The organism is Pradoshia sp. Z5_111, assembly GCF_058267535.1.
In genome coordinates this window covers 1-23,277 of the sequence record NZ_JBZCPQ010000014.1, presented here as the reverse complement: position 1 = coordinate 23,277, position 23,277 = coordinate 1, and the positions used below count along the sequence as shown (strand labels likewise).

The 23,277-nt window shown below is 39.4% G+C and carries 23 protein-coding genes and 1 riboswitch; of the genes, 16 read left to right on the top strand and 7 right to left on the bottom strand.

Annotation, left to right across the window (positions count from 1 at the left end; translation table 11 throughout):
• Window positions 1-61: 61 nt before the first annotated feature.
• The 3 genes from AC4D4A_RS17930 to AC4D4A_RS17920 form a co-directional block, all read right to left on the bottom strand.
• The gene (locus AC4D4A_RS17930) at window positions 62-1,525 is read right to left on the bottom strand and encodes a hypothetical protein (protein WP_490997118.1); all 1,464 of its coding nucleotides are present in this window, start codon (window positions 1,523-1,525) and stop codon (window positions 62-64) included.
• A gap of 127 nt (window positions 1,526-1,652) precedes the next feature.
• Complete coding sequence (locus AC4D4A_RS17925) at window positions 1,653-2,093, bottom strand: hypothetical protein (protein WP_490997117.1); 441 nt, start codon at window positions 2,091-2,093, stop codon at window positions 1,653-1,655.
• Between the two features lie 133 nt (window positions 2,094-2,226).
• Window positions 2,227-4,308 (bottom strand): peptidoglycan D,D-transpeptidase FtsI family protein, encoded by a 2,082-nt coding sequence (locus AC4D4A_RS17920; RefSeq protein ID WP_490997116.1) that lies wholly within the window; start codon window positions 4,306-4,308, stop codon window positions 2,227-2,229.
• Window positions 4,309-4,498: 190 nt separating this feature from the next.
• Here AC4D4A_RS17920 and AC4D4A_RS17915 point away from each other — a divergent pair, with 190 nt between their 5' ends.
• Complete coding sequence (locus AC4D4A_RS17915; protein WP_490997115.1) at window positions 4,499-5,935, top strand: NAD-dependent succinate-semialdehyde dehydrogenase; 1,437 nt, start codon at window positions 4,499-4,501, stop codon at window positions 5,933-5,935.
• Window positions 5,936-5,959: 24 nt separating this feature from the next.
• Complete coding sequence (locus tag AC4D4A_RS17910) at window positions 5,960-6,877, top strand: MBL fold metallo-hydrolase (protein WP_490997114.1); 918 nt, start codon at window positions 5,960-5,962, stop codon at window positions 6,875-6,877.
• A 50-nt stretch (window positions 6,878-6,927) separates the two neighbouring features.
• Here AC4D4A_RS17910 and AC4D4A_RS17905 read toward each other — a convergent pair whose 3' ends face one another.
• Together AC4D4A_RS17905 and AC4D4A_RS17900 are read right to left on the bottom strand one after the other, a co-directional pair.
• Complete coding sequence (locus AC4D4A_RS17905; protein WP_490997113.1) at window positions 6,928-7,155, bottom strand: sulfurtransferase TusA family protein; 228 nt, start codon at window positions 7,153-7,155, stop codon at window positions 6,928-6,930.
• A gap of 21 nt (window positions 7,156-7,176) precedes the next feature.
• Window positions 7,177-8,241 carry a YeeE/YedE thiosulfate transporter family protein gene (locus AC4D4A_RS17900; protein WP_490997112.1) on the bottom strand — a complete coding sequence of 355 codons (1,065 nt, stop codon included), beginning with the start codon at window positions 8,239-8,241 and terminating at the stop codon, window positions 7,177-7,179.
• 395 nt (window positions 8,242-8,636) lie between these two features.
• Here AC4D4A_RS17900 and AC4D4A_RS17895 point away from each other — a divergent pair, with 395 nt between their 5' ends.
• The 5 genes from AC4D4A_RS17895 (at window position 8,637) to AC4D4A_RS17875 (ending at window position 13,022) form a co-directional block, all read left to right on the top strand.
• Window positions 8,637-9,593, top strand: coding sequence for an ABC transporter permease (locus tag AC4D4A_RS17895; RefSeq protein WP_490997111.1), 957 nt, complete (start codon window positions 8,637-8,639; stop codon window positions 9,591-9,593).
• Window positions 9,580-10,536, top strand: coding sequence for an iron chelate uptake ABC transporter family permease subunit (locus AC4D4A_RS17890; RefSeq protein ID WP_490997110.1), 957 nt, complete (start codon window positions 9,580-9,582; stop codon window positions 10,534-10,536). The genes AC4D4A_RS17895 and AC4D4A_RS17890 overlap by 14 nt, the downstream gene beginning before the upstream one ends.
• Entirely contained in the window at window positions 10,533-11,297 is a 765-nt protein-coding gene (locus AC4D4A_RS17885; protein WP_490997109.1) for an iron ABC transporter ATP-binding protein, read from the top strand. The genes AC4D4A_RS17890 and AC4D4A_RS17885 overlap by 4 nt, the downstream gene beginning before the upstream one ends.
• A 302-nt stretch (window positions 11,298-11,599) precedes the next feature.
• Window positions 11,600-12,628 carry a siderophore ABC transporter substrate-binding protein gene (locus AC4D4A_RS17880; RefSeq protein ID WP_490997108.1) on the top strand — a complete coding sequence of 343 codons (1,029 nt, stop codon included), beginning with the start codon at window positions 11,600-11,602 and terminating at the stop codon, window positions 12,626-12,628.
• A 61-nt stretch (window positions 12,629-12,689) separates the two neighbouring features.
• Window positions 12,690-13,022: an antibiotic biosynthesis monooxygenase family protein gene (locus tag AC4D4A_RS17875; protein WP_490997107.1), complete on the top strand. Its 333-nt coding sequence runs from the start codon at window positions 12,690-12,692 to the stop codon at window positions 13,020-13,022.
• A 152-nt stretch (window positions 13,023-13,174) separates the two neighbouring features.
• Here the strand turns inward: AC4D4A_RS17875 and AC4D4A_RS17870 are convergent, their stop codons facing one another.
• A complete protein-coding gene (locus AC4D4A_RS17870) occupies window positions 13,175-13,864 on the bottom strand; it encodes a polysaccharide deacetylase family protein (protein WP_490997106.1) in 690 nt (229 codons plus the stop codon).
• Window positions 13,865-14,014: 150 nt separating this feature from the next.
• Between AC4D4A_RS17870 and AC4D4A_RS17865 the strand changes: the two genes are divergently transcribed.
• The 6 genes from AC4D4A_RS17865 (at window position 14,015) to AC4D4A_RS17840 (ending at window position 19,245) form a co-directional block, all read left to right on the top strand.
• Complete coding sequence (locus tag AC4D4A_RS17865) at window positions 14,015-14,317, top strand: DUF6509 family protein (RefSeq protein ID WP_490997105.1); 303 nt, start codon at window positions 14,015-14,017, stop codon at window positions 14,315-14,317.
• Between the two features lie 34 nt (window positions 14,318-14,351).
• Window positions 14,352-14,546: riboswitch (cobalamin riboswitch) on the top strand.
• A 112-nt stretch (window positions 14,547-14,658) separates the two neighbouring features.
• On the top strand, window positions 14,659-15,624 hold the full coding sequence (locus tag AC4D4A_RS17860) for an ABC transporter substrate-binding protein (protein WP_490997104.1): 966 nt from the start codon (window positions 14,659-14,661) through the stop codon (window positions 15,622-15,624).
• A 152-nt stretch (window positions 15,625-15,776) separates the two neighbouring features.
• Window positions 15,777-16,388 carry a TetR/AcrR family transcriptional regulator gene (locus tag AC4D4A_RS17855; protein WP_490997103.1) on the top strand — a complete coding sequence of 204 codons (612 nt, stop codon included), beginning with the start codon at window positions 15,777-15,779 and terminating at the stop codon, window positions 16,386-16,388.
• A 29-nt stretch (window positions 16,389-16,417) separates the two neighbouring features.
• Window positions 16,418-17,590, top strand: a complete 1,173-nt coding sequence (locus AC4D4A_RS17850) for an acyl-CoA dehydrogenase family protein (protein WP_490997102.1) — start codon at window positions 16,418-16,420, stop codon at window positions 17,588-17,590.
• Window positions 17,550-18,767: an acyl-CoA dehydrogenase family protein gene (locus tag AC4D4A_RS17845; RefSeq protein WP_490997101.1), complete on the top strand. Its 1,218-nt coding sequence runs from the start codon at window positions 17,550-17,552 to the stop codon at window positions 18,765-18,767. Before AC4D4A_RS17850 ends, AC4D4A_RS17845 begins: the two co-directional genes overlap by 41 nt.
• A 112-nt stretch (window positions 18,768-18,879) precedes the next feature.
• Complete coding sequence (locus tag AC4D4A_RS17840; protein WP_490997100.1) at window positions 18,880-19,245, top strand: SCP2 sterol-binding domain-containing protein; 366 nt, start codon at window positions 18,880-18,882, stop codon at window positions 19,243-19,245.
• Here AC4D4A_RS17840 and AC4D4A_RS17835 read toward each other — a convergent pair.
• Window positions 19,240-19,575 (bottom strand): hypothetical protein, encoded by a 336-nt coding sequence (locus AC4D4A_RS17835; RefSeq protein WP_490997099.1) that lies wholly within the window; start codon window positions 19,573-19,575, stop codon window positions 19,240-19,242. The genes AC4D4A_RS17840 and AC4D4A_RS17835 overlap by 6 nt on opposite strands.
• A gap of 44 nt (window positions 19,576-19,619) precedes the next feature.
• Here AC4D4A_RS17835 and AC4D4A_RS17830 point away from each other — a divergent pair, with 44 nt between their 5' ends.
• The 3 genes from AC4D4A_RS17830 to AC4D4A_RS17820 all read left to right on the top strand — a co-directional run.
• Window positions 19,620-21,500 (top strand): AMP-dependent synthetase/ligase, encoded by a 1,881-nt coding sequence (locus tag AC4D4A_RS17830; RefSeq protein WP_490997098.1) that lies wholly within the window; start codon window positions 19,620-19,622, stop codon window positions 21,498-21,500.
• A gap of 2 nt (window positions 21,501-21,502) precedes the next feature.
• Window positions 21,503-22,336: an SDR family NAD(P)-dependent oxidoreductase gene (locus AC4D4A_RS17825; RefSeq protein WP_490997097.1), complete on the top strand. Its 834-nt coding sequence runs from the start codon at window positions 21,503-21,505 to the stop codon at window positions 22,334-22,336.
• Window positions 22,337-22,356: 20 nt separating this feature from the next.
• A partial coding sequence (locus AC4D4A_RS17820) for a thiolase family protein (RefSeq protein WP_490997096.1) occupies window positions 22,357-23,277 on the top strand: 921 nt, incomplete at its 3' end.

Genomic DNA, 23,277 nt, shown 5'->3' with positions numbered 1-23,277 from the left:
CGAGAGTATAAAAAAACCTCCGTTTGCATTGATGTAAACGGAGGTTTATCTGGTATAAAATTTATTTTGTATTTGGATATTCAATTTCCTTTCTCCATTTTTTACGGTCCCTTTTATCTATTATCCATAAAAAAATAAATCTAAGTCCTAAGATAATGGAGATAAATACACCGGTTAGTGTTACAAATAATGCTAAGTATTCGAGCCGATTATAACTCGATAATAAACTGGACCAATTAATATTCCCTTTAAGCTGTTCTGATACTAGATTCATTCCGAATATTCCTGTTATGACAGAATAGAGAGTTAAAATTTGTAAAAGCATATTGCCTTGCTTGGATGTGAAATTTTCTTGATATTGATTTAAACTTTGCAGCGTTGCACGAGTATCCTCAAATAAATCGTCTACCTTAAACCTTTCTCTTAGCCGGATAAAAATATCACGGCCCTTCGAGTTGGTTGCCAGTTCGAAGAAATAATAATTGGATGAGAAGGCATTGATGGCATGAATTAATTTTTCTACTTGTTTTGTATCCTGTGAAATTCTTACACGTGAATATTCGTTTGCCACCTTAAGCAAGGTGATTTTATGAAATAAAGTGAGCATTAATCCGTAATAGTATTCGCCATAAAAAGTACTGGCAATATTATTAAATGCTTCATTTGTACGATTGGTTATACAAGCAATTCCCTGCTCATCGGGTATGTAATAAGTAAACGGTGCCCAACGGGTATAAACGATCGACTCCATATATCGATCAATAAATTGTTGATTATTGCAACTGATATATGGCTTTTTATTTTGAGAATATCCATCCAGATTACCTAATCGGTAAACATCGTAATCCTCAATTTTTTCATCAGGTACCAATCCAATCAAGGACTGGACGTATAAATGATTATTTTCAAAAAATGGGAAGGATTCAAAGTACGCATTATCTTCAGTGCTATCATCCATATATTTTTTTATCTCAGGCATGAGACAATCTAGTAAAAACCGCTCAACATGGTCGAACTCCTGATCTTCATAGATTATTTTGGAAGTCGGCTGATTTTGTTCCATGATTCTAAATTCTGAAGCAAAATGAATGACTTCAGAAAGATTCAAAGATTGATCCTGTTCATCCAAATGAACACGGACGGTTAAAAAACCTAATTGATATGGACACACGGTTATATCAATGGATTCAACTACAAATCTTGTGTTGCAATACTTTGTTTGTAAGGTACCAGAAACCTGATACATTCTGGAATACCGTTGAAATCCTTTCCCATCCTCCTTTTTAGGAAACATAATTCGATTTGTAAAAGGAAGAAAAAAATTTTCCATGTTCTCGTGATTTATTTCAAACCTGCCATAGAAATCATCTTCTTTTTCAAGGTTATCCAGTCTAAACCATTTAAACTGATTTTTTTTCAACTTCTCGACCAAATCATCTTCCTTTCCGCGTATAAGAGAAAATGGGAATACAAATTGGAAGTTGGCACTAGAAACCTGTTTTTCAGTTATCGAGAGCTCTTTCATGAGAAAAATTCCTTTCTAAGTACTTAATAAGCTTATTGAAGGTTTTTACCCTTGAAAGCGTAAAGTTAATCTGGATAAATTTTACGAAAAAAACACACAGATTGGATAAACCTGTGTGTTTTATCTATTAATATTGGTAATATGGGTTTGTATATTGTGATGGGTCCATGTCAAATTCCTCATAGGAATACGGATCGCGTCCTTGAGATGAAAAGCCTCCATAACCTGATTGTCCTTGGCCCCATCCTTGACCCCACTGCTGTCCTTGGCCCCATTGCTGTCCCTGCCAGCCGTGGTGTGGGAATCCGTGACCTCCGCCATATCCGTGATGATGGCCATGATGGTAAGGCATGTAGTGTCCATATCCTCCGCCTGAATAATGAGGGTATCCCATACCACCGTGATATCCGTGATGATGATGTTGATGATGGCCCATACCACCACCATAATGACCATGTTGCCCATAGCCGCCACCGTGTTGTCCATGTCCATAACCACTGCCATAATAGCTTTGTTGTCTCATTTCATTTGGGAAGTTTACATTCTGTTGATCATATTCATTTGACATTCCATTCACTCCTTCTGAACCTGGTTCCCTATAGTATATGTGTCTATATAAAGAAGGAGCTTATTCGTCTAAAAGTTGGGCGATGTCTCAAATAGAATGTATTGTATCATGTCTTTTTGTAAGGGATGTCTCCTTAATTCACTTCCTTCTCTTTTTCCATTCCAAAGTAGGCTCTAAATACCTTTCTCCCAATATCCATATTCATCCGATGCCCATTGGATTGATACGCCCATGGTACGACAACACTTATGGCGATTTCCGGATTATCATGTGGTGCATATGAAGCAAATGTGATATTCCATGTTTCCGGTTGTTCGGTTCCTGGTGTCCATTTTGGTCCATCATAGAAGGCTTCTGCTGTCCCTGTCTTGCCAGCTGGTCTATATGGTTCTCCACCCATTTCTCTGGAGCCGGTTCCTCTTGAAGTTTGGGTAACAAGCCGTAACCCTTCTTTAACACGATTGATCCAATCTTCGTTCATACTCAATTGGTTTTGGAATTTAGGTTCAATTTCTTGGAATATTGGTCCAAGTTGGCCTTTTTCAAGTACTGGTTCACGAAGCTCCTTAACAACACGAGGCTGAACACGATATCCACCATTGGCGATGGTAGAGATATATTGGGCAAGCTGCAACGGAGTATATGTGTCATATTGCCCGATCGCCAAGTCCATCAGTTTACCGGCACCAAATTCTGTACCCTTGTAGCCAATTTGTTCTCCTGGTAAATCGATACCTGTTCGTCTACCCAATCCGAACTCATAGAAATGATTTCGCATAATATCAAATGCTTCAGGTTTAACAGATAATGGTCCATTCGGAACATAATTACCTTCACCAATTGCAATAGCTGTTTTAAACATATACACATTGGATGATCGCTGTAAGGCAGTTAAGTCGGAAACGTATCCCATATTTGTATAGGATTTTTTTATCGGAGTTTCTTTTATTATCATTGGTGCATCATAAAGAGTGGTTCCCGGACTAAGAACCCCTTCCTGATAACCGGTTAATACGGTGGCTGCTTTGACGGCTGACCCCATGGCATAGGCAGTTGTATAGGTTCCTTGGGCAAAGTCCTTCATTTCATACTTATTTTTTTCATCATCCCAAACATATTGTTTGCCTGCTAACGCTAATATTTCGCCTGTATTAGGATCCATAGCTACAACAAATGCTCGATCTAGATAAGGCGCATAATATGCTGCCTTTTTAGCTCTTAACTCTTCTTCAATAATGGTTTCCACTTTCTTTTGAAAATCTATGTCAAGTGTTAGGACTAGGTCCTTTCCCCGTTGACCGTCACTAAGTTCTTCTGTAGATAAAATATTTCCGCTTTTATCGAGTTTGTTTTTTGACTTGGCTTTTTGGCCATGCAAAATATCTTCATATTGAAGCTCAAGGTTTGAAACACCAACACGCTCGTTAAGGCTGTATCCACGGGAAGAATAATATTCGACTTTTTCCTTTGGAAGACCTTCATCAGATGAGGTTGTTCTGCCAAGGATAGATCTTAAAGTACTGTCAAACGGATATTCACGATTCCAATCGACTGAGGTATCGACTCCTGGTAATTCATCCAGATTCTCAGTGACCCGAGCCATTTCCTCATCGGTGACGTCCTTATTCTTAACAATTTGTGGAGTCAAATATGTTCCGCTGTTAAACTTACGGAATACAGCGAGAGTTTTTAACTCTGCCTTTGTGAATGAAGATAACTCCTCTTCAGTGATACGCTCGAGCTGAAGTTTATATAATTCTTTATCCTTCTTATCCGCAAGCTCTTTTTTTGTTACTTTTTTTCCTGCCGCCTTTGGATTCATAATAATCCAAAAGTCTTTGAGATCCCGTTCTTTTATATCTTCTAGGTCATCTTTACTTATAATGATTAATTCAGATAGTTTCTCGGCTGTCTCTACCATTTCTTTTGTTTTTGCTGTTTTACTGCGCGTATAGGTGATTGCATTGGTAGGTTGATTATCAACTATTAATTTATGATTTTTATCATAAATCAGGCCGCGTGGGACTGGTTTATTAACGGTAATATCCTCTGTTCTTTCGACTTCTTTTTTGAAGGATTCACCATGGGCAATCTGTAAAAATCCTAAACGTAATATTAAGGCTGTAAATAATAGGAAGACAACAAAAAGTAATATATTTGTACGAGTATTAACGGATGGCTTTTTTTTCTTTTTCTTTCGTTGAGGATTCTTCAATCTCATAACCTCCAAAAATTATAAAAACTGTCTTATTCTCATTTTAATGGATTAATATGGATATTGCTATTGATTTTGCTCTATTTCCTTATTCAATTCGCAAGGGAGAAACATATGATTGTTTTTAGTTAAAAAAGAATGGGAAACTAGTAAATAGTATATTTTTTACTTTAGGGAGGGGAATAGTGGGATGAAGAGTGTATGCTTTCCACAACAAATGTATATTAATGGAGAATGGAGAGACAGTGAAAATACAATAAGTGTATATAATCCAGCTACATGCAAGGTGATAGGAAGCGTTCCAAATGGATCGGAATCAGATGCAAAGGATGCGGTTGAGGCCGCTTATAAGAGTGGAGGGACATGGTCAAAATTAACTGCAGAGGAGCGGAGTACAAAACTCCGGGAATGGTCCAGGTTAATAGATGTACATATAGATGAATTAGCAGAAATTATGACGCTTGAGCAGGGTAAGCCATTTGAAGAGGCGAAAGGGGAATTACGCTACGCCAACAGTTTTATTACCTGGTTTGCCGAAGAGGGTAGACGTGTATATGGCGAGACAATCCCGGCATCTTCACCTAATAAACGGATATTCGTTCAAAAACAACCTGTCGGGGTGATAGCAGCGATTACGCCCTGGAATTTTCCGGCTGCTATGATTACGAGAAAAGTGGCACCGGCACTGGCAGCAGGATGTACGGTTGTTCTGAAGCCATCTGAAGAAACACCATTCACAGCCTTGAAATTAATTGAGTTGGCTGAAAAAGCTGATATCCCTGCCGGAGTCATTAACATTGTTACAGGTGATGCAAAGCGTATCGTGTCTGTTTGGCAGAAGGATTCAAGAGTCCGCAAAATTACATTCACCGGTTCGACTGAAGTAGGGAAGATTTTAATGAAAGATGCTGCAGATACAGTGAAAAAGATTTCTCTCGAACTTGGCGGACTGGCACCATTTATCGTGACAGAACATGCAGATATTGAGAGGGCTGTTGATGGAGCGATTGATTCCAAATTCCGTAATGCCGGCCAGACATGTGTATGTGCCAATCGGATATTTGTCCAAAGATCCGTTATGGATGAATTTACGAATCTATATACGGAAAAAGTCAAACAATTAAAGGTCGGCAATGGGATGGTAAAGGGAAATACTATTGGCCCGCTTATAAATGAGGAGGCCGTAAAAAAGGTTATGTCTCACCTCGATGATGCGAAAGAAAAAGGAGCAACCATTCTTACGGGTGGAACTATTCAGAAAGACATGCCAGGACATTTTATCACTCCTGCAGTTATATCAGGCGCGACTGATGATATGCTGTGTATGAAAGAAGAAACATTTGGCCCAATTGCTCCAATTTCAGTGTTTGATCAAGTTGAAGAAGCAGTCGAACGTGCAAATCATACACCATTTGGATTGGCTGCTTATGTTTTCTCTGATAATATTCGAGAGGCTGTTTGGATAGCTGAAAATCTGGAATATGGGATTGTTGGAGTTAATGATGGGTTGCCTTCAACAGCGCAGGCACCTTTTGGAGGATTTAAAGAGAGTGGACTGGGCAGAGAAGGAAGCCATTATGGAATAGATGAATATTTAGAGATTAAATACATTTCACTGGGTTTATAAAGAAGAGTGAGGGATTGTATCTATATGATGAAAAAATTTGAAAATCTTGATCGCGTAGGGAATGATCATACATTTCTGGATATGTATCGGTGGAATAAAGAACGGCGGAGAAAACAAAAGGATTTAAAAACTCAAATTAGCCGTGTTGATAACCCGCAGATTGAGGAGCTAAAAAGAAATCAATCCCGAACTTCTATAACCTGGATTGGCCATTCAACCTTTTTAATTCAAATGGCAGGGATAAATATTTTGACTGACCCAGTTTGGGCGAGGCGGATGGGTGTTCAAACCCGACTGACAGAACCGGGTTTGAAGATAGATGACCTACCATCAATCGATGCCGTTTTAATTTCTCATGGACATTATGATCATCTGGATTTCCCGACCATCCAAAAATTGAAGGGTGACCCGGTTTATTATGTACCCATCGGTCTAGGGAAAGCTTTCTTAAAAAGAGGGTATGGGAAAGTTCATGAAGCAAACTGGTGGGAGACATTCGAACATGGAGATGTATTCTTTCATTTTGTTCCTGCGCAGCATTGGACAAGACGAGGGGCTTTTGATATGAATACTTCCCACTGGGGAGGATGGGTGATTGAAAAAGTCAATACATCTGAAACGGTCTATTTTGTTGGAGATACAGGTTATTTCAGAGGATTTAAAGATATTGCGGAGAAGTTCCAACTCAATTATGTCCTTATGCCAATTGGAGCATATGAGCCTGAATGGTTTATGGCAAGCTCTCATATTAATCCTGAAGATGCTATCAAAGCATTTTTAGAATTGAAAGGGGACTATTTTATCCCTATGCATTACGGTGCCTATCGATTGGCTGATGATACAGGACCAGAAGCATTAGAGCGATTATTGGATGAGTGGAGCAGAAGACAGTTACCGAAAGAACAATTGAAGGCATTGCTAATAGGAGAGACTTTGTGGTGAATTAACAAGGGGCAGTCGCTAATAAATTTATGCGACTGCCCTTCTTTAATTTATTGGCCTTTTTTCAAGACGATTTGCCATTCGGCACTGCCTGTTTGTTCAAAATTAGTAATTGCATGACCTTCTTTTGCGGCCCAGCGCGGAATGCTTTCTGTTCCTTGCGTGCAATCAAAATTGATGATTAATTCTTCGCCAACAGCCATTTCTGCCATTGCCACTTTCGCCTCTTCTAGTGGGAAGGGGCAAACCATTCCGTTTGTTTCGAGTACTTTTGCCATAATGTATACCCTCCTATTAAATTAGGCCACCGCTGTATTGCCGGCACCTGCTTTTTGTTTCTTTTGTTTTCGAATAATTGTAAAGTAAGTAGCCGTCCATGTTCCTAATAAGAAGAAGACAACAGCAACCCAGCCCTGCCATGTGAAAAGAGCAGTATTTACAAGCCCATTTCCGATGGTACATCCGCCTGCAAGCGATGCACCAAACCCCATGATAAGTCCACCGCTAGCATTGTATGCAAGTGTTCTTTTATCCGGAAGGCGCCATTTGAATTCATTGCTGCCGCGAGCGGCAATATAGGATCCAAGGCCGATGCCAAGTACAAGGAAAACTCCCCAGTTTAATAGGGATGTATCACCATTAACAAAGAATGTTAACAACTGTGCGGTTGGAGTTGTGATCCCAAGACCGGCCATTCGCCCTGTTGCTTCACTTAAAGGCCATGCAAGAATAGCGATGAGACCGACGAGCAGCGCCGTGATGAATGGGTGCCAGCGTTTTTCAAATAAAATATGGGCAATCCCTGTTTTCTGTTGTTTCATTTTAAAAGATGGCAGCTTAGGCTGTTTTAAGTTACGGTATACGAAAAAGCCAATAAGTAATGCAAAAGCAATGACAAGTACCCATGGAGATAGGTTGAAAGTTTCATGGATATACGTATCGCTTGTTCTATAGGATAGTACATTTCCGCCCACTGCGCTTAATATCCCAAACTTTGTCATCGCGGCACTAAGTGCATAGCCGCCTAATGCAATCCAGCTCCCAATTAACCCTTCACCAGCCCGATACCAGGTGCCAGTAGCACATCCTCCGGCTAGAACCATACCAATTCCGAAGATAAATCCACCAACGATCGTTCCTAACCACGGAAATGCATCCGCTTGGATGGTGATGATTCCGTTAGCTGCAAGTGCATATACACCAATTGCCTGAATGGCAATAACGATCATTGTTGCGAGAAACATGCGTCCATCCCTAGCGAGAAGAAGGTCACGGTATGCTCCGACAACACAAAAACGTCCTCTTTGTAAGACAAAGCCTAAGAGAAGTCCGACGATAAGACCATAACTAATAATTTGTATCATGATGAGATCCCTCCGTTGATTGGATAGATGTATATTACAATAAAACATATAAGATTACTACGAATTATGTGGATATCGTATAAAAATGATTCTTAAGTAGGAGTTTAAATGAAATCCCCATTTAATTAGTAGGGATGCTTTTTAGAATTTCCCATTACAAAAACCATAGTTGATGATTCATTACAGCTATCGTTACTTAAAGGAGTATTATTTTAGAAGAGCTTTTTAAGGAGCTTAAAATCGTTACAATTTTCCTAAATTTTCATTTTATCATTGATAATCATTATCGCTAGTTGTTGATTTTACTATTTTCATTGACTATAATTAAAGGCGACTCAATAGTGATTATCATTATCAATAATGTTGTTGAGAAACTAATTTGACGGGGATTGCAAATGAGACTATGGATGTTAGTATTAGCAACTATTATCCTATCCTTTATTTCGCTATTTATAGGGGCTATTGATATTAAACCGAGCGATTTGCTTGATTTGGAATCAGACAAGACGCAAATCTTCTTGATGAGTCGATTACCTCGGTTAATGGCCATTATTTTAGCTGGTGCAGGAATGGGAATTGCAGGCTTAATTATGCAAAGCTTAAGCCGAAACAAGTTTGTATCACCGACAACGGCAGGCACGCTAGATGCAGCAAAACTAGGTGTCATTGTCTCTATGGTGTTTTTTACTAATATGTCCTATATGGGGCAAATATTATTTAGTTTTGCATTCGCATTAATCGGTACATTTATTTTTATGAATTTACTTGAGCGCATTAAATTTAAAGATGTCATATTCGTCCCTCTAATCGGGATTATGTACGGTAATATCATCGGGGCGATTTCAACATTCATTGGATATGAAGCGGATGTTTTGCAAAATGTAGATACGTTTTTCTTGGGGAGCTTTACCTTGATTGTTTCAGGACGCTATGAACTGTTGTATGTAGCGGTTCCAGCAATTATTTTTGCTTATATATATGCGAATAAATTTACAGTAGCAGGTATGGGTGAAGATTTCGCAAAAAATTTGGGGTTAAGTTATCGTACCGTGTTAAACATTGGTCTTGTCATTGTATCGGTGATTTCTACAACAGTTATATTAACGGTTGGGATTATTCCGTTTTTGGGTTTGATTGTACCGAATCTGGTTTCTCTTTATCTGGGCGATAACTTACGTAAAACAATCCCTCATACAATATTTATGGGGGCGGCATTCTTATTGGCATGTGATATTCTAAGCCGATTGATTGTCCATCCATATGAGATACCTGTAAATACTACAGTTGCAGTAATTGGCAGTGCGATCTTCTTAATTATGTTGTTTAGGGGGAAAGCATATGCGAAAAAATAGTGTAAGGCTAATTATTTTGGCTGTTATTGCAATTGGATGTATGGCTTTATTTGCTTTCTATAATATTCAGGGCGGTTTTAGTTACGCCTTTCCAAAGCGTATTGAGCGCATAGTTGCTATGGTTATTACCGGAACGGCAATTGCGTATGCAACTGTTATCTTCCAAACCATCACACATAATCGTTTGTTAACACCATCTGTTATGGGGATTGACTCGATGTATGAAGTTGTTCAAACAGTCATTTATTTTACGGCAGGGTCAGCTTCAATCTTCGTTGTAAGCCGTTACTTAAACTTTGGTGTAGCAATCATTGCGATGGTAGCATTCGCATTGATCTTGTATCGTTTTTTATTCAGAGCAGATAAATATCCGATTTTTCTTCTATTATTAGCAGGTATGATACTTGGAACATTACTGGGAAGTTTGGTAACGTTCATGCAGGTTCTAATAGATCCTGTGGAATATGAAAGTTTGCAGGCTCGCTTGTTTGCTAGCTTTATGAACGTGAAGACGGAATTACTGGGCATTGCTATTGTTATTTTATCTGCCGCCTTTATCTACGGATATCGATTATTACGTGATTTAGATGTTGTATCACTAGGTCGAGATAATGCGATTAACCTTGGTGTCAGCTATGACAAAATCGTACTGAGAGTACTGATTCTATCGTCCATTTTAATCGCTACTTCTACCGCACTGGTTGGCCCTGTTACATTCTTAGGGTTAATTGTAGCGAATTTGGCCTATCAATATTTGGCTACATATAAGCATTCCATATTAATTATTGGAGCAAGCTTGATCAGTATCATTGCACTTGTCGGAGGACAATTTCTTGTCCAGCATGTTTTCCATTTGAATACGACCATTAGTGTCGTCATTAACTTTGTCGGTGGGATTTACTTTATTTACTTATTACTAAGGGAAAGTAGGAAAGCAGGATGATTGATATTAAAGGGCTTTCTAAAAGCTTTGGGAAAAAATCTGTTATTGAAAATGTAACATTGCAAATCCAACCAAGAGCCATCACTTCTTTTATTGGTCCAAATGGCGCAGGTAAATCGACGTTATTATCAATGGTGAGCCGTCTCTTAGATGCTGATACAGGTGAAGTATTTTTAGATCAAACTGATGTTAAGAAAATGAAATCAGATGCTTTTGCAAAGCGGGTGGCTATCTTAAGGCAGGCCAATCACTTGAATATTCGTTTAACTGTACGCGAGCTTGTTTCTTTTGGACGCTATCCATATTCAAAAGGGCGGCTGAATGCAGAGGATGAACGAATTGTCGATCAAGCTCTGGAATATTTAAATCTCACAGAAATGCAGGATAAGCTGTTGGATGAATTATCAGGCGGTCAAAAACAACGTGCCTTTATTTCAATGGTTATTGCACAAGATACGGATTATATTTTACTAGATGAGCCATTAAACAATCTGGATATGAAACACTCTGTACAAATTATGAAAATACTGCGCAAGCTGGTAGATGAGTTAGGGAAAACGGTTGTAATTGTCTTGCATGATATCAACTTTGCTTCTGTATACTCTGATCGCATCGTAGCGTTAAAGGATGGGCGTCTGATAAAGGATGGTCCAGCGCATGAGATTATTAACTCAGAATCCTTGCGTGATGTATATGACATGCATATTCCTGTACAAGAGCAAGATGGATGTCGTATATGTGTATACTTTAATTCACATTAATTTCTGAGGAAGTGTTCCGGTAAATATTTTAAGATAGATCAGTAAGATCTTAATTAAGTTAAGTTTTACCAAATTTTCCAGAGGACCTCAAAGTAATTGATTATTTTGAGGTCCTTTGTTATGTTGAGTCACCTCCTAGCTATTTAAGATGCTTGGCTTGATTGACAGCTATGCTAAAAAAATTATCAAACACTTCAAAACTGTTGACATATTTTGTGATTCTCATTTAGAATGAGAATGTCGAGTGAAAATGATAATCGTTTTCAATTAAAAAAACAACGTATTTTAGGAGGAGACAAAGGATGAAGAAGTGGAAGTTATTAACTGCTATGGCAGCGTTAACATTAGCGCTGACAGCTTGTAATACAGGCGAAGAATCAACAACAGGAGAGTCTTCTGAACAAACAGAAGAAAAGGGAACTACTGAAAGTTCTCAATTCCCAATGACAGTATCTTCTTTAACCGAATCTCGTGAAGACGAAGAAGGTAAAAAAACTGCTTTTGATGATGTAACATTAGATAAAATGCCTGAACGCATCGTTACACTTGACTATGGGTTCTTAGATACACTTGATGCAATGGGTGTTGAGGGAATCGTAGGAGTGGCTGCAGGCGGCGGTAAAGGCAATATGCCAGCGCACTTAAAAGAAAAATATGTTACTGATGGTGTTGCCGATGTAGGGACATTAAAGCAAATCGATTTTGAAGCAGTAGCAGCTGCTGAGCCGGATGTTATTTTCATCTCTGGCCGCCAAACACCGTTTTATGAACAATTAAAAGAAATTACACCAAACGTTATTTTCATCGGTTCTGACAACGAAAGCTACATAGACGGTGTATTTGAAACAGTAGATTTAGCAGCTAAAATCTTCGATAAAGAAGAAAAGGGCAAAGAATTGAAAGCTTCATTACAAGCGAAAGTTGATGCAGTAAAAGAAAAAGCTGCTGGTTATGAAAATGCATTAGTAGCGATGTATAATGACAAGAAAATCTCTGGTTTCGACAATGGTGAAGATTCCCGTTTCGCATATGTTTACAATGACTTTGGCTTCAAGCCAGCAACAACTGATATCGAAGCATCTTCTCACGGTTCTGATTTCTCATATGAGTCAATCCTTTCTGTCAATCCTGAAGTATTATTGATTATCGACCGTACAGCTTCTGATGTAGAAACAATTAAAAAAGATATTGAAAATGATATTATCAAAAAAACTAGTGCTTACAAAGAAGGCAAAATTGTCTACTTAGACGGTGTTAACTGGTACTTCTCAAGTAACGGTGTAACGACTGAAGCAGAAAAATTAGATGAAATCTTAAATGAATTAAAATAATCTTCATATCAAGGAGCATGTCTCAAGTGGGACATGCTCCTTTAATAAGGGGCGATTAAGTATGTTTGTTCAAATCCGTAAGTGGATAGTGACAGAGGGAAATTCAGACAAGGTATTGGAACGCTTCAGAAAGAAGCCAGATCAAGGTCCGTCGTTAATTGAACAGCGTGAAGGTTTTATCAGCCGGGAGTTGTTAGTGAAAAAAACAACACGTGGGCAAGAGGAAGTTGTCATGATCATCCGCTGGGAATCAGAAGATGCATGGAAAGCATGGGAAAAGAGTCCTGAGCACATCGCTGGCCATAAAGCGAAAATCAAGGAGCACGGAGGTAAGCCACCAAAGCCAGAATACGTAATCAATATGGAACATGGCAATTACCTTGTAGTCGAATAATAAAAAACAAAACGCCCAAATGAAAAGGGCGTTTTTTTGTAAACTATAGTCGTGGGGAAAACTCTTCCGGCAGCGCTGCAACATATGCCTACATGCCCAGATATAAGTATAAAGAAATTCCAGTATGTTATGATATTCTTCATTTAATAAAATTAAAATTCCAGGGATGGTGTTGATTCGTCCATAATCTTGAAGGTATATCCCTTATGTTTCAGACGGCGAATAATTTCCGGAAGTCCATCCACGATTGTTGTATTACCGTTAAAATCATGCAGGAGGATATAGAGATTTTCTTTTTCATCTACCCCTTGCATAATTAATTTTAGTAATTTTTTTTCTGGAATCGGAGGATTTAATCCATCGTTAGCATCACAGTTCCAATCATAATATTTATATCCTCTTTTTACTACCTCAGTCTTTAATTGATCCATTAAATCAGTACCGGCATATTGTTTTGCGACATAATTATTTGAGCCGCCGGGAAACCGCAAAATTTTTGGACTTTCGCCTACTTCCTTTTTCAGGAATTCTTCCAGCTGAATAATGTCTTTGAAAAATGTATCCTTCGATCGATAAATTTTGGAATAATTATGAGAATAGGAATGCAATCCAAGAGCGTGTCCTCTTTTTACAATATCTTTATATAAATACATATGTCCAGGGCTGGCTGTTCCCGTTACAAAAAAGGTTGCTTTGACATCCTGGACTTTGAGGATATCCAGGATTTCCTGTGTGATATTTGAGGGACCATCATCAAAACTGAGATAGGCTGTCTTTGCAAATGTTTCAGATGGAATGAGAAGCTGGATAATGAGCAATGTGAGAACAGATAGAGTACGCATAATAAACTCCTATGGGTTAAGTGATTTTAATATAGTTTTTGAATCTTATTAAAAAATATTCCTAAATGGAGCTGAATAATTGGGTAAAATGTTTAATAAAGAGATGTAACATGTATAATAGACATAAGCATTTTAGAAAGGTTGATAAAGATGATCGAGATACAAAGTTATACAGTTGAGAAACTGGAGGACCCATTTGGTATCCTTTCTGGAGAAAGGTTCGAATATTTGCTGGAGATTTCCGTTCCCGAGGAAGATGAACTATATACAGATAAGGGTCTTCTGTTGCGTGTTATATATGTGATGGATGAAAATCAGGACCAAATTTCAAAATATGAGTTTATAGAAAGTGAAACACAAAGTATTTTGGATTTTGAGCTTGAGGAAGATGAATTATCGATGGTTTTACAATTTTGCAGGGAACATACTGATGTTGAATATGAAGAAGAATAATGAAAACACTGATACTGATCATATAAAAAATATGAATATTGAATAATGTAAGAGTGCCTTATTTATTAGGATAATAGGGAAACCGGTTCAAATCCGGTGCAGCCCCCGCTACTGTATACGCGGATGAAATGATTTGTAAACCACCGGCTCCCGATTTAGAGCATGGGAAGGTAAATCAGAGTAAATTGATGCGTAGAGCCAGGAGACCTGCTCTTACTTTCGTATATACTATTTTTCGGAGGGAAAAGTGGGCGAGTCCAATCCTGTTACTTTAATATGGGTTTTCGCCTTAGCTTTTTTCGAGCTAAGGTTTTTTTATTATGTTGGAAAGGGGAATAACTATGTTAAAAAAGCGAAATCATTTATTTTTATTTATACTAGTGCTTATGCTGTCTATGTTAATGTTTGGGTGTTCGTCAACTAAAGATGACTCAAACCAGAAGAAAGAGAATTCTGAATCAACCTCCTCTGGCTTTCCTATTGAGGTAAGAGATGGATCAGGAGAAAGCATCAAGATTGAGGAAAAGCCGGAAACCATCGTATCCTTGCTGCCAAGCAATACTGAAACGGTTTATGCACTAGGTATTGGAGAGAAAATCATTGGTGTATCAGATTATTGTAATTTCCCTACAGAAGCTGCTAATAAACCTAAGGTTGGCGGGTTAGAAATCAATATTGAAAAAGTGCTGGAATTGAATCCGGATCTCCTACTGCTTTCCGCCAGTCATTTTAATAATGCCAAGGATACCATTAAACAATTCCAAACAGCGGGTATTGATGTCATTATCGTACCTGACGCCAATTCGTTTGATGGTGCATATGGAACAATTGAATTGATTGCTAAAGCAACAGGAACATCAGACAAAGCTGATGAAATTATTTCAGATATGAAAAAAGAAGTAGCGGAAATTAAAGAGAAAGCAAACGCTATAAAAGATAAGAAGAAGGTTTGGATTGAAGTATCTTCCTCACCGGATTTATATACAGCGGCCAACGGAACCTATATAGACGAAATGCTTGATATCATTCAGGCAGAGAATATTGCCGCTGATCAAGAGGGTTGGGTAACAATGAATGAAGAACAAGTCATTGAACGCAATCCAGATGTTATTCTTACTACATATGGCTATTATATTGAAAATCCTGAAGAAAAGGTATATGGAAGAAAAGCTTGGTCCGAGGTACCTGCCGTTAAAAATAAGCAGGTTTATGATGTAGATAATGACACAGTATCAAGACCAGGACCACGTTTAACAGAAGGCTTGCAACTGATAGCTGAAAAAATCTATCCTGAGACATTTAAATAAACATTTCATTTAAGAGCTACGCCCATACACTTTGGGAGGCTCTTTTTTTGTCGAATGAAATAAATTAAATTTTCTGTCAATTATGTTGAAATTTCCCTTTTGTGCAGGTATGATGATACCGATACGTATTCGTACTCACATATGGGATTGGAATGATAAGAATGTTATATGTTAATGATCTGCCGACCGAAGCCAGAGATAAAATGCTATACGCAGCCTTGCAATTATTTACTACAAGAGGCTACAAGAATACATCAGTCCTGGATATAGTTGAGTATGCACATGTCTCGAAAACAACGTTCTACCAACAATTCGGCAATAAAGAGACGTTGATTGTTGCTCTTTGTGAAAGCTTGATTGGAGAAGTTGCAGAAGAGATTAAGCTTGCAGCCTTACGGGAACCACGAATTGGTTATAAAGCATATGCCGGAATTTTTCGCTATTTGGAAATTTGCTTTTCCAATAAGGCTGTTGCCAATTTTATTTTACTCGAATCAGTCGGAGTTTCTTTCGAAGTAGAACTGGTCAGACGTGAAGCACTTAAAAGTTTCGCGGATCTCATCTTTGTTTTTGCCTACCGGGAGTTTCCGGAGAATGTGAATGAACAGGAAGTTAAGATCATCTCTCAGGCAATGGTTGGAGCAATTAATGAAGTCGTCATTCAAAAATTCCGGGAACCAAATCATCAAAAGACAGATGTAGAATATCTTGCTAGATTATTAAACCGATTGGTCATGCGATCATTTAGCAGTCTCTCAAATTAATAAACTATTGATATGAAGGAGGGAGAAAGTTGGTTTCTTTTTTGCCAAGTGAGGAAGAAAAGGCATTTGTTAATGTAGCAAAGGATTTTGCGATTCAAAAGATCCGTCCCTATGCCAGGCAAACGGAAAAAAATCAGGGTGTAAGTAAGGACATAGTTAGAAAGTTGAGTGACCTTGGATTATTAAATTTAGAACTGCCTCAATCATACGGTGGGCTGGAATTGCCGCTCGTTTCCCAGATACAGATTGTTGAGGCGCTTGCCTATGGTGACCTTGATACTATTCAGGGGCTTCCGGGAGCCGGGGAGGGAGCTTCGTTTATTCGACTTAGAGAGGAACATAATGCATTTTCTTTTTATCAAGCTCAATGTGAAACGGGAATTTGTCCAACAGTCGCCTTTGTTTATCCAAATCAACATAAACTCCAAATCAAAAAAATAGACAATGGATACATCATTGATGGAGAGACGAGTCCGCTGAAAAATGCCAAAAAGGCTGAATATCTATTAATTGCAGGAACTGCTACTAATGGAGAAACAGTATTGCTCTGGATAGACCAAGAAAATAATCATTCATGGAAAGTGCTAGAAGGTGATTATCGTTTGGGGCTATTGAGTGCCGGCTTTTCAAGAATTCAGCTAAATGAAGTAAGCGTTTCCAACGAGAGTGTTTTGGCCAGTGGTATAGAAGCTGAAAATTGGATGGATGAATCATTGAGCCGTATACGAACATTAGAGGCTGCCAAAGAAATTGGTGTTATGGCAGCTGCCCTTGATTACACAGCTGAATATACCTCCCAGAGAAAAGCGTTTGGGGTAGAAATTGCAAAATTCCAGGGTGTTTCTTTTAACCTTGCACAAATGGCTATCCAGACGGGTGCAGCAAGGCATCTTGTTTTATATGCGGCAAAACAAATTGATGAAGGTGAATCTGATGCTGTTTTCCACAGTATCCAGGCACTTAACAAAGCACATCAATCGCTCCGATATGTAACAGATTCAGCTGTACAGCTCCTTGGTGGGCATGGATATGTTCAAGAGCATCCCGTAGAGAAATGGATGAGGGACGGTCAGGCACAAGTCGGCTGGTTTGAACAAGAGGGTGATTTAGAAATCAGAGCCGGAAACTGGATTATGTATGGTAAGGAGAGGGGGATGAGCCATGATCACATACGAGTTGACGCCGCATCAAAGTCAAGTTAAGGAAGTAGTCCATTGGTTTGCTGAAAATGAAATACGGCCGGTATCCATGATTGCCGATCAATTAAAGAAAGTACCGGATGATTGGCTGGATAAAGTAAATCAACTCGGAATTTCTTTAAGCATGTCTTCTTTCGGAGAGTCCACTGATGATAAAAAGAAAAAAGATTCTAAAAAAGCGAAGGAGCGCCAAGGAAATCGATTGGGAGTCATTGCCTCTGAGGAATTAGGCTGGGGAGATTGCGCGATTGCCTTGACGCTACCCGGGCCAGGGCTTGGAGGTCCGCCTGTTCAGCATAGTGGGACACCGGAACAAAAGGAACGTTTTTTATCCATTTTCTCCAGAGATGAGAAACCGAAGTGGGGAGCATATGCTTTGACTGAACCAGAGGCAGGTTCTGATGTATCCGGTTTACAGACCACAGCTGTTAAAGTAGACGGCGGTTATGTGATAAACGGACAGAAGATATTTATTACAAACGGTAAAAGAGCTTCCTGGGTTGTTGTATTTGCTACGGTAGACCGTAATTTAGGTAGAGCCGGGCATCGGGCATTCGTCGTAGAAAAAGATACACCTGGCTTTTCATGCTCGAGGCTAGCGGAAAAAATGGGCCTTCGTGCTTCTGAAACAGCAGAGCTTGTATTTGAGGATTGCTTTGTTCCGGACGAAAACCTTTTAGGTGGAGAAGAGGCCTATGTCAATAAAGCGGATGGATCAGGTGGTTTCAGGGTCGCTATGAAAACATTCGATAACACTAGGCCGATAATCGCAGCCATGGCTACCGGAATTGCAAGAGCATCCTATGAATATACATTGGATTTTGTGAAAAGAGAATATCCTCAGCACGGCAACCATTATCATCAAGCGCTTAGACTCCTTCCAGAGATGCAGCAAAAAATTCAGGGAGCTCGTTTGTTAACCTGGGAAGCAGCCTGGAAAGCAGATTTGGGAAAACCGAATGCAAAAGAAGCCGCCATGTGTAAGGCCTATGGTGGAAAGATTGCATTGGAGGTCACTTCAGCCTGTCAGGAAATACTCGGTCCATATGGTCTTGAGGGACATCTAGTAGAGAAATTATATCGTGACGCAAAAATTTATGACATTTTTGAAGGGACTAATCAAATTCAGCAATTAATCATTGCACGTCATCTGTATGAACCATATGGTATCCGCGTGTAATGATTTTATATACGTTCAGGAGGTGGTGAAACGGCAGGACAATAATTCTGCATCTAAATAAAACTGAAAAATCAAAAAAATATTCTTTAATAATAAAGGGAGGAATTTTAAAATGGGAAAAGCAATTGAAGATTATACATTAAGAGAGTCTTTTGAAAAAATTGAGGAAGCACTTAAAAGTGATCCTCAACCAATCCAAGGAATTACGACACGCTATCAGTTCACAATCACCGGCTCCGAAGAAGGAATCTATCAACTTAATATCCAAGATGGCCAGGCCGAGGTAGTCGAAGGAGAAGAAACACCAGCAGATTGTACACTCACCATGTCTGTCGAAAACTTCCGCCAATTCCTTCTCGGCAAACTAAACGGAACCGTAGCCTTCATGTCCGGCAAACTAAAAATCAAAGGCGACATCGGCAAAGCCATCAAACTAGAAGGGATATTGAAACAATATAACATAAAGGAATATTTATAAGAAAGGCTGAAGGGCCTGGTCAGCCGCGACAAGCATAAGAGGAGGTGCGTAAGGAGAGCGCTCTTTCTCTCCTGCAGCAGCTACACTTATGACTCGAGCGGTTAGGCCCTGAAGCTGGATCTCGCGAAAAGCTGAAACGATGTAAGGTGGACCAAAGACTAAAAACGCCACATCGTGTTGACCCGCGACAAGCATAAGAGGAGGTGCTGCTACAAGAGAGTGCTCTTTCTCTCCTGCAGCAGCATCACTTATGTCCGAAACTGAATCAAACGATAGGCTGGAACAACTGTATAGATGATCAAAGAACAATAACGCCACAGTGTGTGGCAACGTCTTTGTGACTCTACGACGTTTAGGCCTAAGGGAGGTGTTTTATGAAACCTGCAAATTTGGTAGAGATGGTTTGGAGAACAGCCCAAAAAAATTCACAGAAGAATGGTTTTTTAGTAAAAGTAGCGGGTGAATATAAGGGGATCACATACAGGAATTTTTGGATACAGGTTTCACAAACAGCTGCCGGACTGGCACATTATGGGGTTGGTCCTAATGACCATGTAGCTATATTATCTGATAATAATCCTTACTGGGCCATAAGCGATATTTCAATTATGAGTTTGGGCGCAGTCAGTGTGCCAATCCATTCAACTTTACCATCTGATCAGATTTCTTACATTCTCAGTAATGCAGATTGTAAGTTTCTTTTTGTAGAGAATCAAAAGCAACTGCAAAAGATTCAAGGCAATTCTGCTCTCGAAAAACTGATTATCTTTTACCCCGGTGATTCCTTAGCAAAAGAGAAAGAAGATATGCTGACAATGGAGCAATTAATGTCAGCAGGTGAAAAACATCCTTTAGTTAACTGGGAAGATGGCTTCCAGACAATAACGAGAGATGATTTAGCAACGATTATTCATACCTCGGGAACAACCGGTTATCCAAAAGGTGCGATGTTAACGCATGGAAATATTTTATCAAATGTTGAAGGCGTTCAGTTTTGGGTGTTGGAGGCCCGGCCTGACGACATCATGTTATCCCACTTACCACTATCCCACATATTTGAACGTATGGCAGGTCAATTTTTTCCTTTGTCAGTTGGTGCAACAATTGCTTATGCAGAAAATATTGATACCGTACAACAAAACCTTCTAGAAGTACAACCAACCGTCCTAGTCAGTGTCCCATTGTTATTTGAAAAAGTATATGCCCAGGCTCAAAAGATGGTCGAATCCGGTACCCCTATTCGCAGGAAAATTTTTGACTGGGCACTTAGAGTCGGAGATACAAGATATCAATATTATTTATCCAGTGCTACAGATGTAATGGTTCGTAAGAGTGAACTACCGAAAGAGTTTAGGAGAAAGTGGAAAATAGCTGATAAACTTGTCTATCAAAAAGTAAAAAAACAACTGGGTGGAAGAATCAGAGGCTTTATATCAGGTGGAGGAGCTTTAAATCCGGAAATCGGAAAGTTTTTCTGGAGTGTTGATCTTCCGGTCCTTGAAGGATATGGTCTGACAGAAACCTCCCCCGTTATCTGCGTAAATCCATTTTCCAGAACCAAAGTTGGAACAGTTGGAAAACCATTGCCCAACCTGGATGTCCATATCTCAGAGGATGGTGAGGTACTGGTTAAAGGCCCAAGTATCATGAAAGGTTACTATCATGATGAAGAGGCAACCAAGGAACACTTTGAAAATGGGTGGTTCAAGACTGGCGATATAGGCGAGTTTGATGATGATGGCTTCCTAAAAATTGTGGATCGAAAGAAGCGGATTATTGTACTTACTTCGGGAAAGAATGTGGCTCCCCAGCCCGTGGAAAATGCACTTCACCAAAGTATTTATATCGAAAATGCCGTTTTAGTTGGACAAAATCAGAAGTATGTAATCGCCTTATTAACTTTAAATTATGAAAATCTTAAGAGCTGGTGCAAAAGGAAGGGCATTCGTGGTTCTGTCAATGAGATGGTTACGAATAAAAAAGTACAGGAATTGATTACGAGAGAAGTAAAATCCAATACTCATAAATTCGCGCGCTATGAACAGCCCAAAAAACTAATCATTGTAACGAAAGAATGGACTGTGGAGGATGGGGAGATGACTCCGTCCTTAAAGGTACGTTTTAAAGAAATAGAAGAAAAGTATAAAGAAGTTATTGAACAAATGTATGAAGAAGACGCATATGCAGAGATCGAGGTTGCTGCTAATGAAGTGGCAGTCGGTCTGTCATTGCCTAAATCGAAAGGAGATTATTAAGTATGTCATTTTCACTGGAAGGAAAAGTAGCTCTTGTTACCGGTGCATCCAGAGGGCTTGGCAGAGCAGATGCGCTAAAATTGGCAGCATTAGGTGCTGATGTAATCGTGACTGATATTCTGATAGAGGATGATGAAAATCTGGATTCAACATCAGAGGGGCTTGGTCCGATTTCACAAATCATGGTTCAATCGAAAACAATCTTCACAAAATCAACGACTGAACAAATTAAAGAGCTTGGGCGTAAGTCGTCTGCCTTTCGAATGGATGTTACGAACCGTGAAGAGGTTGAACGGGTGATGGCTGAAGTGGTTGACCAATATGGCCGCATAGATATTCTGGTGAATAATGCTGGAACGCTGGATCATACAGCGAGGCTGGAAGACCAAAATGATGATTATTGGAATAGGGATTTAAATGTTAATTTAACGGGTGCCTATAATTGTTGTAAATCAGTCTGGAAATATATGAAGAACGAAAAATATGGACGCATCATTAATATGGCTTCTGTTGCAGGTACATTGGGCGGATATGGACAGACAAGCTATGCAACGACAAAAGCAGGGATTTTGGGATTTACGAAATCGTTGGCTTTAGAAGGGGCCAAATACAATATTACTGTAAATGCGATTGTTCCTGGAATTATTAATACGGAGGCTTTTCAAATGACAAACCCGGCTATGCGGGAGCGGATGATTGCCAGAACTGCCTTTAAACGTCCTGGAGAACCAGATGATATTGCAAATGCCATAGCCTTCTTAGCAAGTAAAGAGGCCTCTTATATTACAGGAGTTGGTTTGCCAGTTGCGGGCGGTATTGATCTATTTACTTTCTAAGTAAAGGAGGGAAGCGAATCATGAAAGATTTGGATGCGGTCATTATTGATGCGGTTCGAACGTCGATTGGCAGAAAGAAAGGATCACTTGCGAATAACCGTCCTGATGAGATGGCAGCACATGTTTTAAAAGAATTAATCAACCGCACAGGGATTAATCCTATAGAGGTTGAAGATATCAAGATGGGCTGTGTAACACAAATTGGTGAACAAGGTTATAATATCGGCCGATTAGCCGGCTTGATTGCAGGATTTCCGGTCGAGGTATGCGGTGTGAGTGTGAATCGCATGTGTGGTTCGAGTTTGGATACTCTTGCCCAATCTGCTCACTCCGTAATGGCGGGTATGTCTGATTGTGTTATTGCAGCAGGCGTGGAAAGTATGAATCGTATACCTATGGGAAGCGATGGAGGAGATTTCAGTGATAGTCTCTTAGATCAACATACGATTATACCTCAGGGGTTTTCTGCAGAATTAATTGCAGAGCGCTGGGAAATTTCAAGAGAAGAAATGGATGATTTTTCATACAAAAGTCACCAAAAAGCCCTTCAGGCCATTAAGGAAGGAAGGTTTGAAAATGAAATTGTCCCCATTTCCGTAAAAAACGCTGACAATGAAGAGAGTATTTTAGCTGATGATGAAACACCACGTGCTGATACATCCATTGAGCGGCTTGCTAGTCTCTCATCTGCATTTATGCCTGAGGGGGGAGTAACGGCAGGGAATTCAAGTCAAATCAGTGATGGAGCTGCTGCAGTATTAGTAGCATCCAGAAAAAAAGCTAAGGAATTGGGTGTAAAGCCAAAAGCGAAGGTCCTAGCCACTGCTCTTGCAGGTGTAGATCCTGAAATTATGCTGACAGGTATTATCCCGGCAACACAAAAGGTATTGGATAAGGCAGGTCTTTCCATTAATGATATCGATATTTTTGAAGTGAATGAA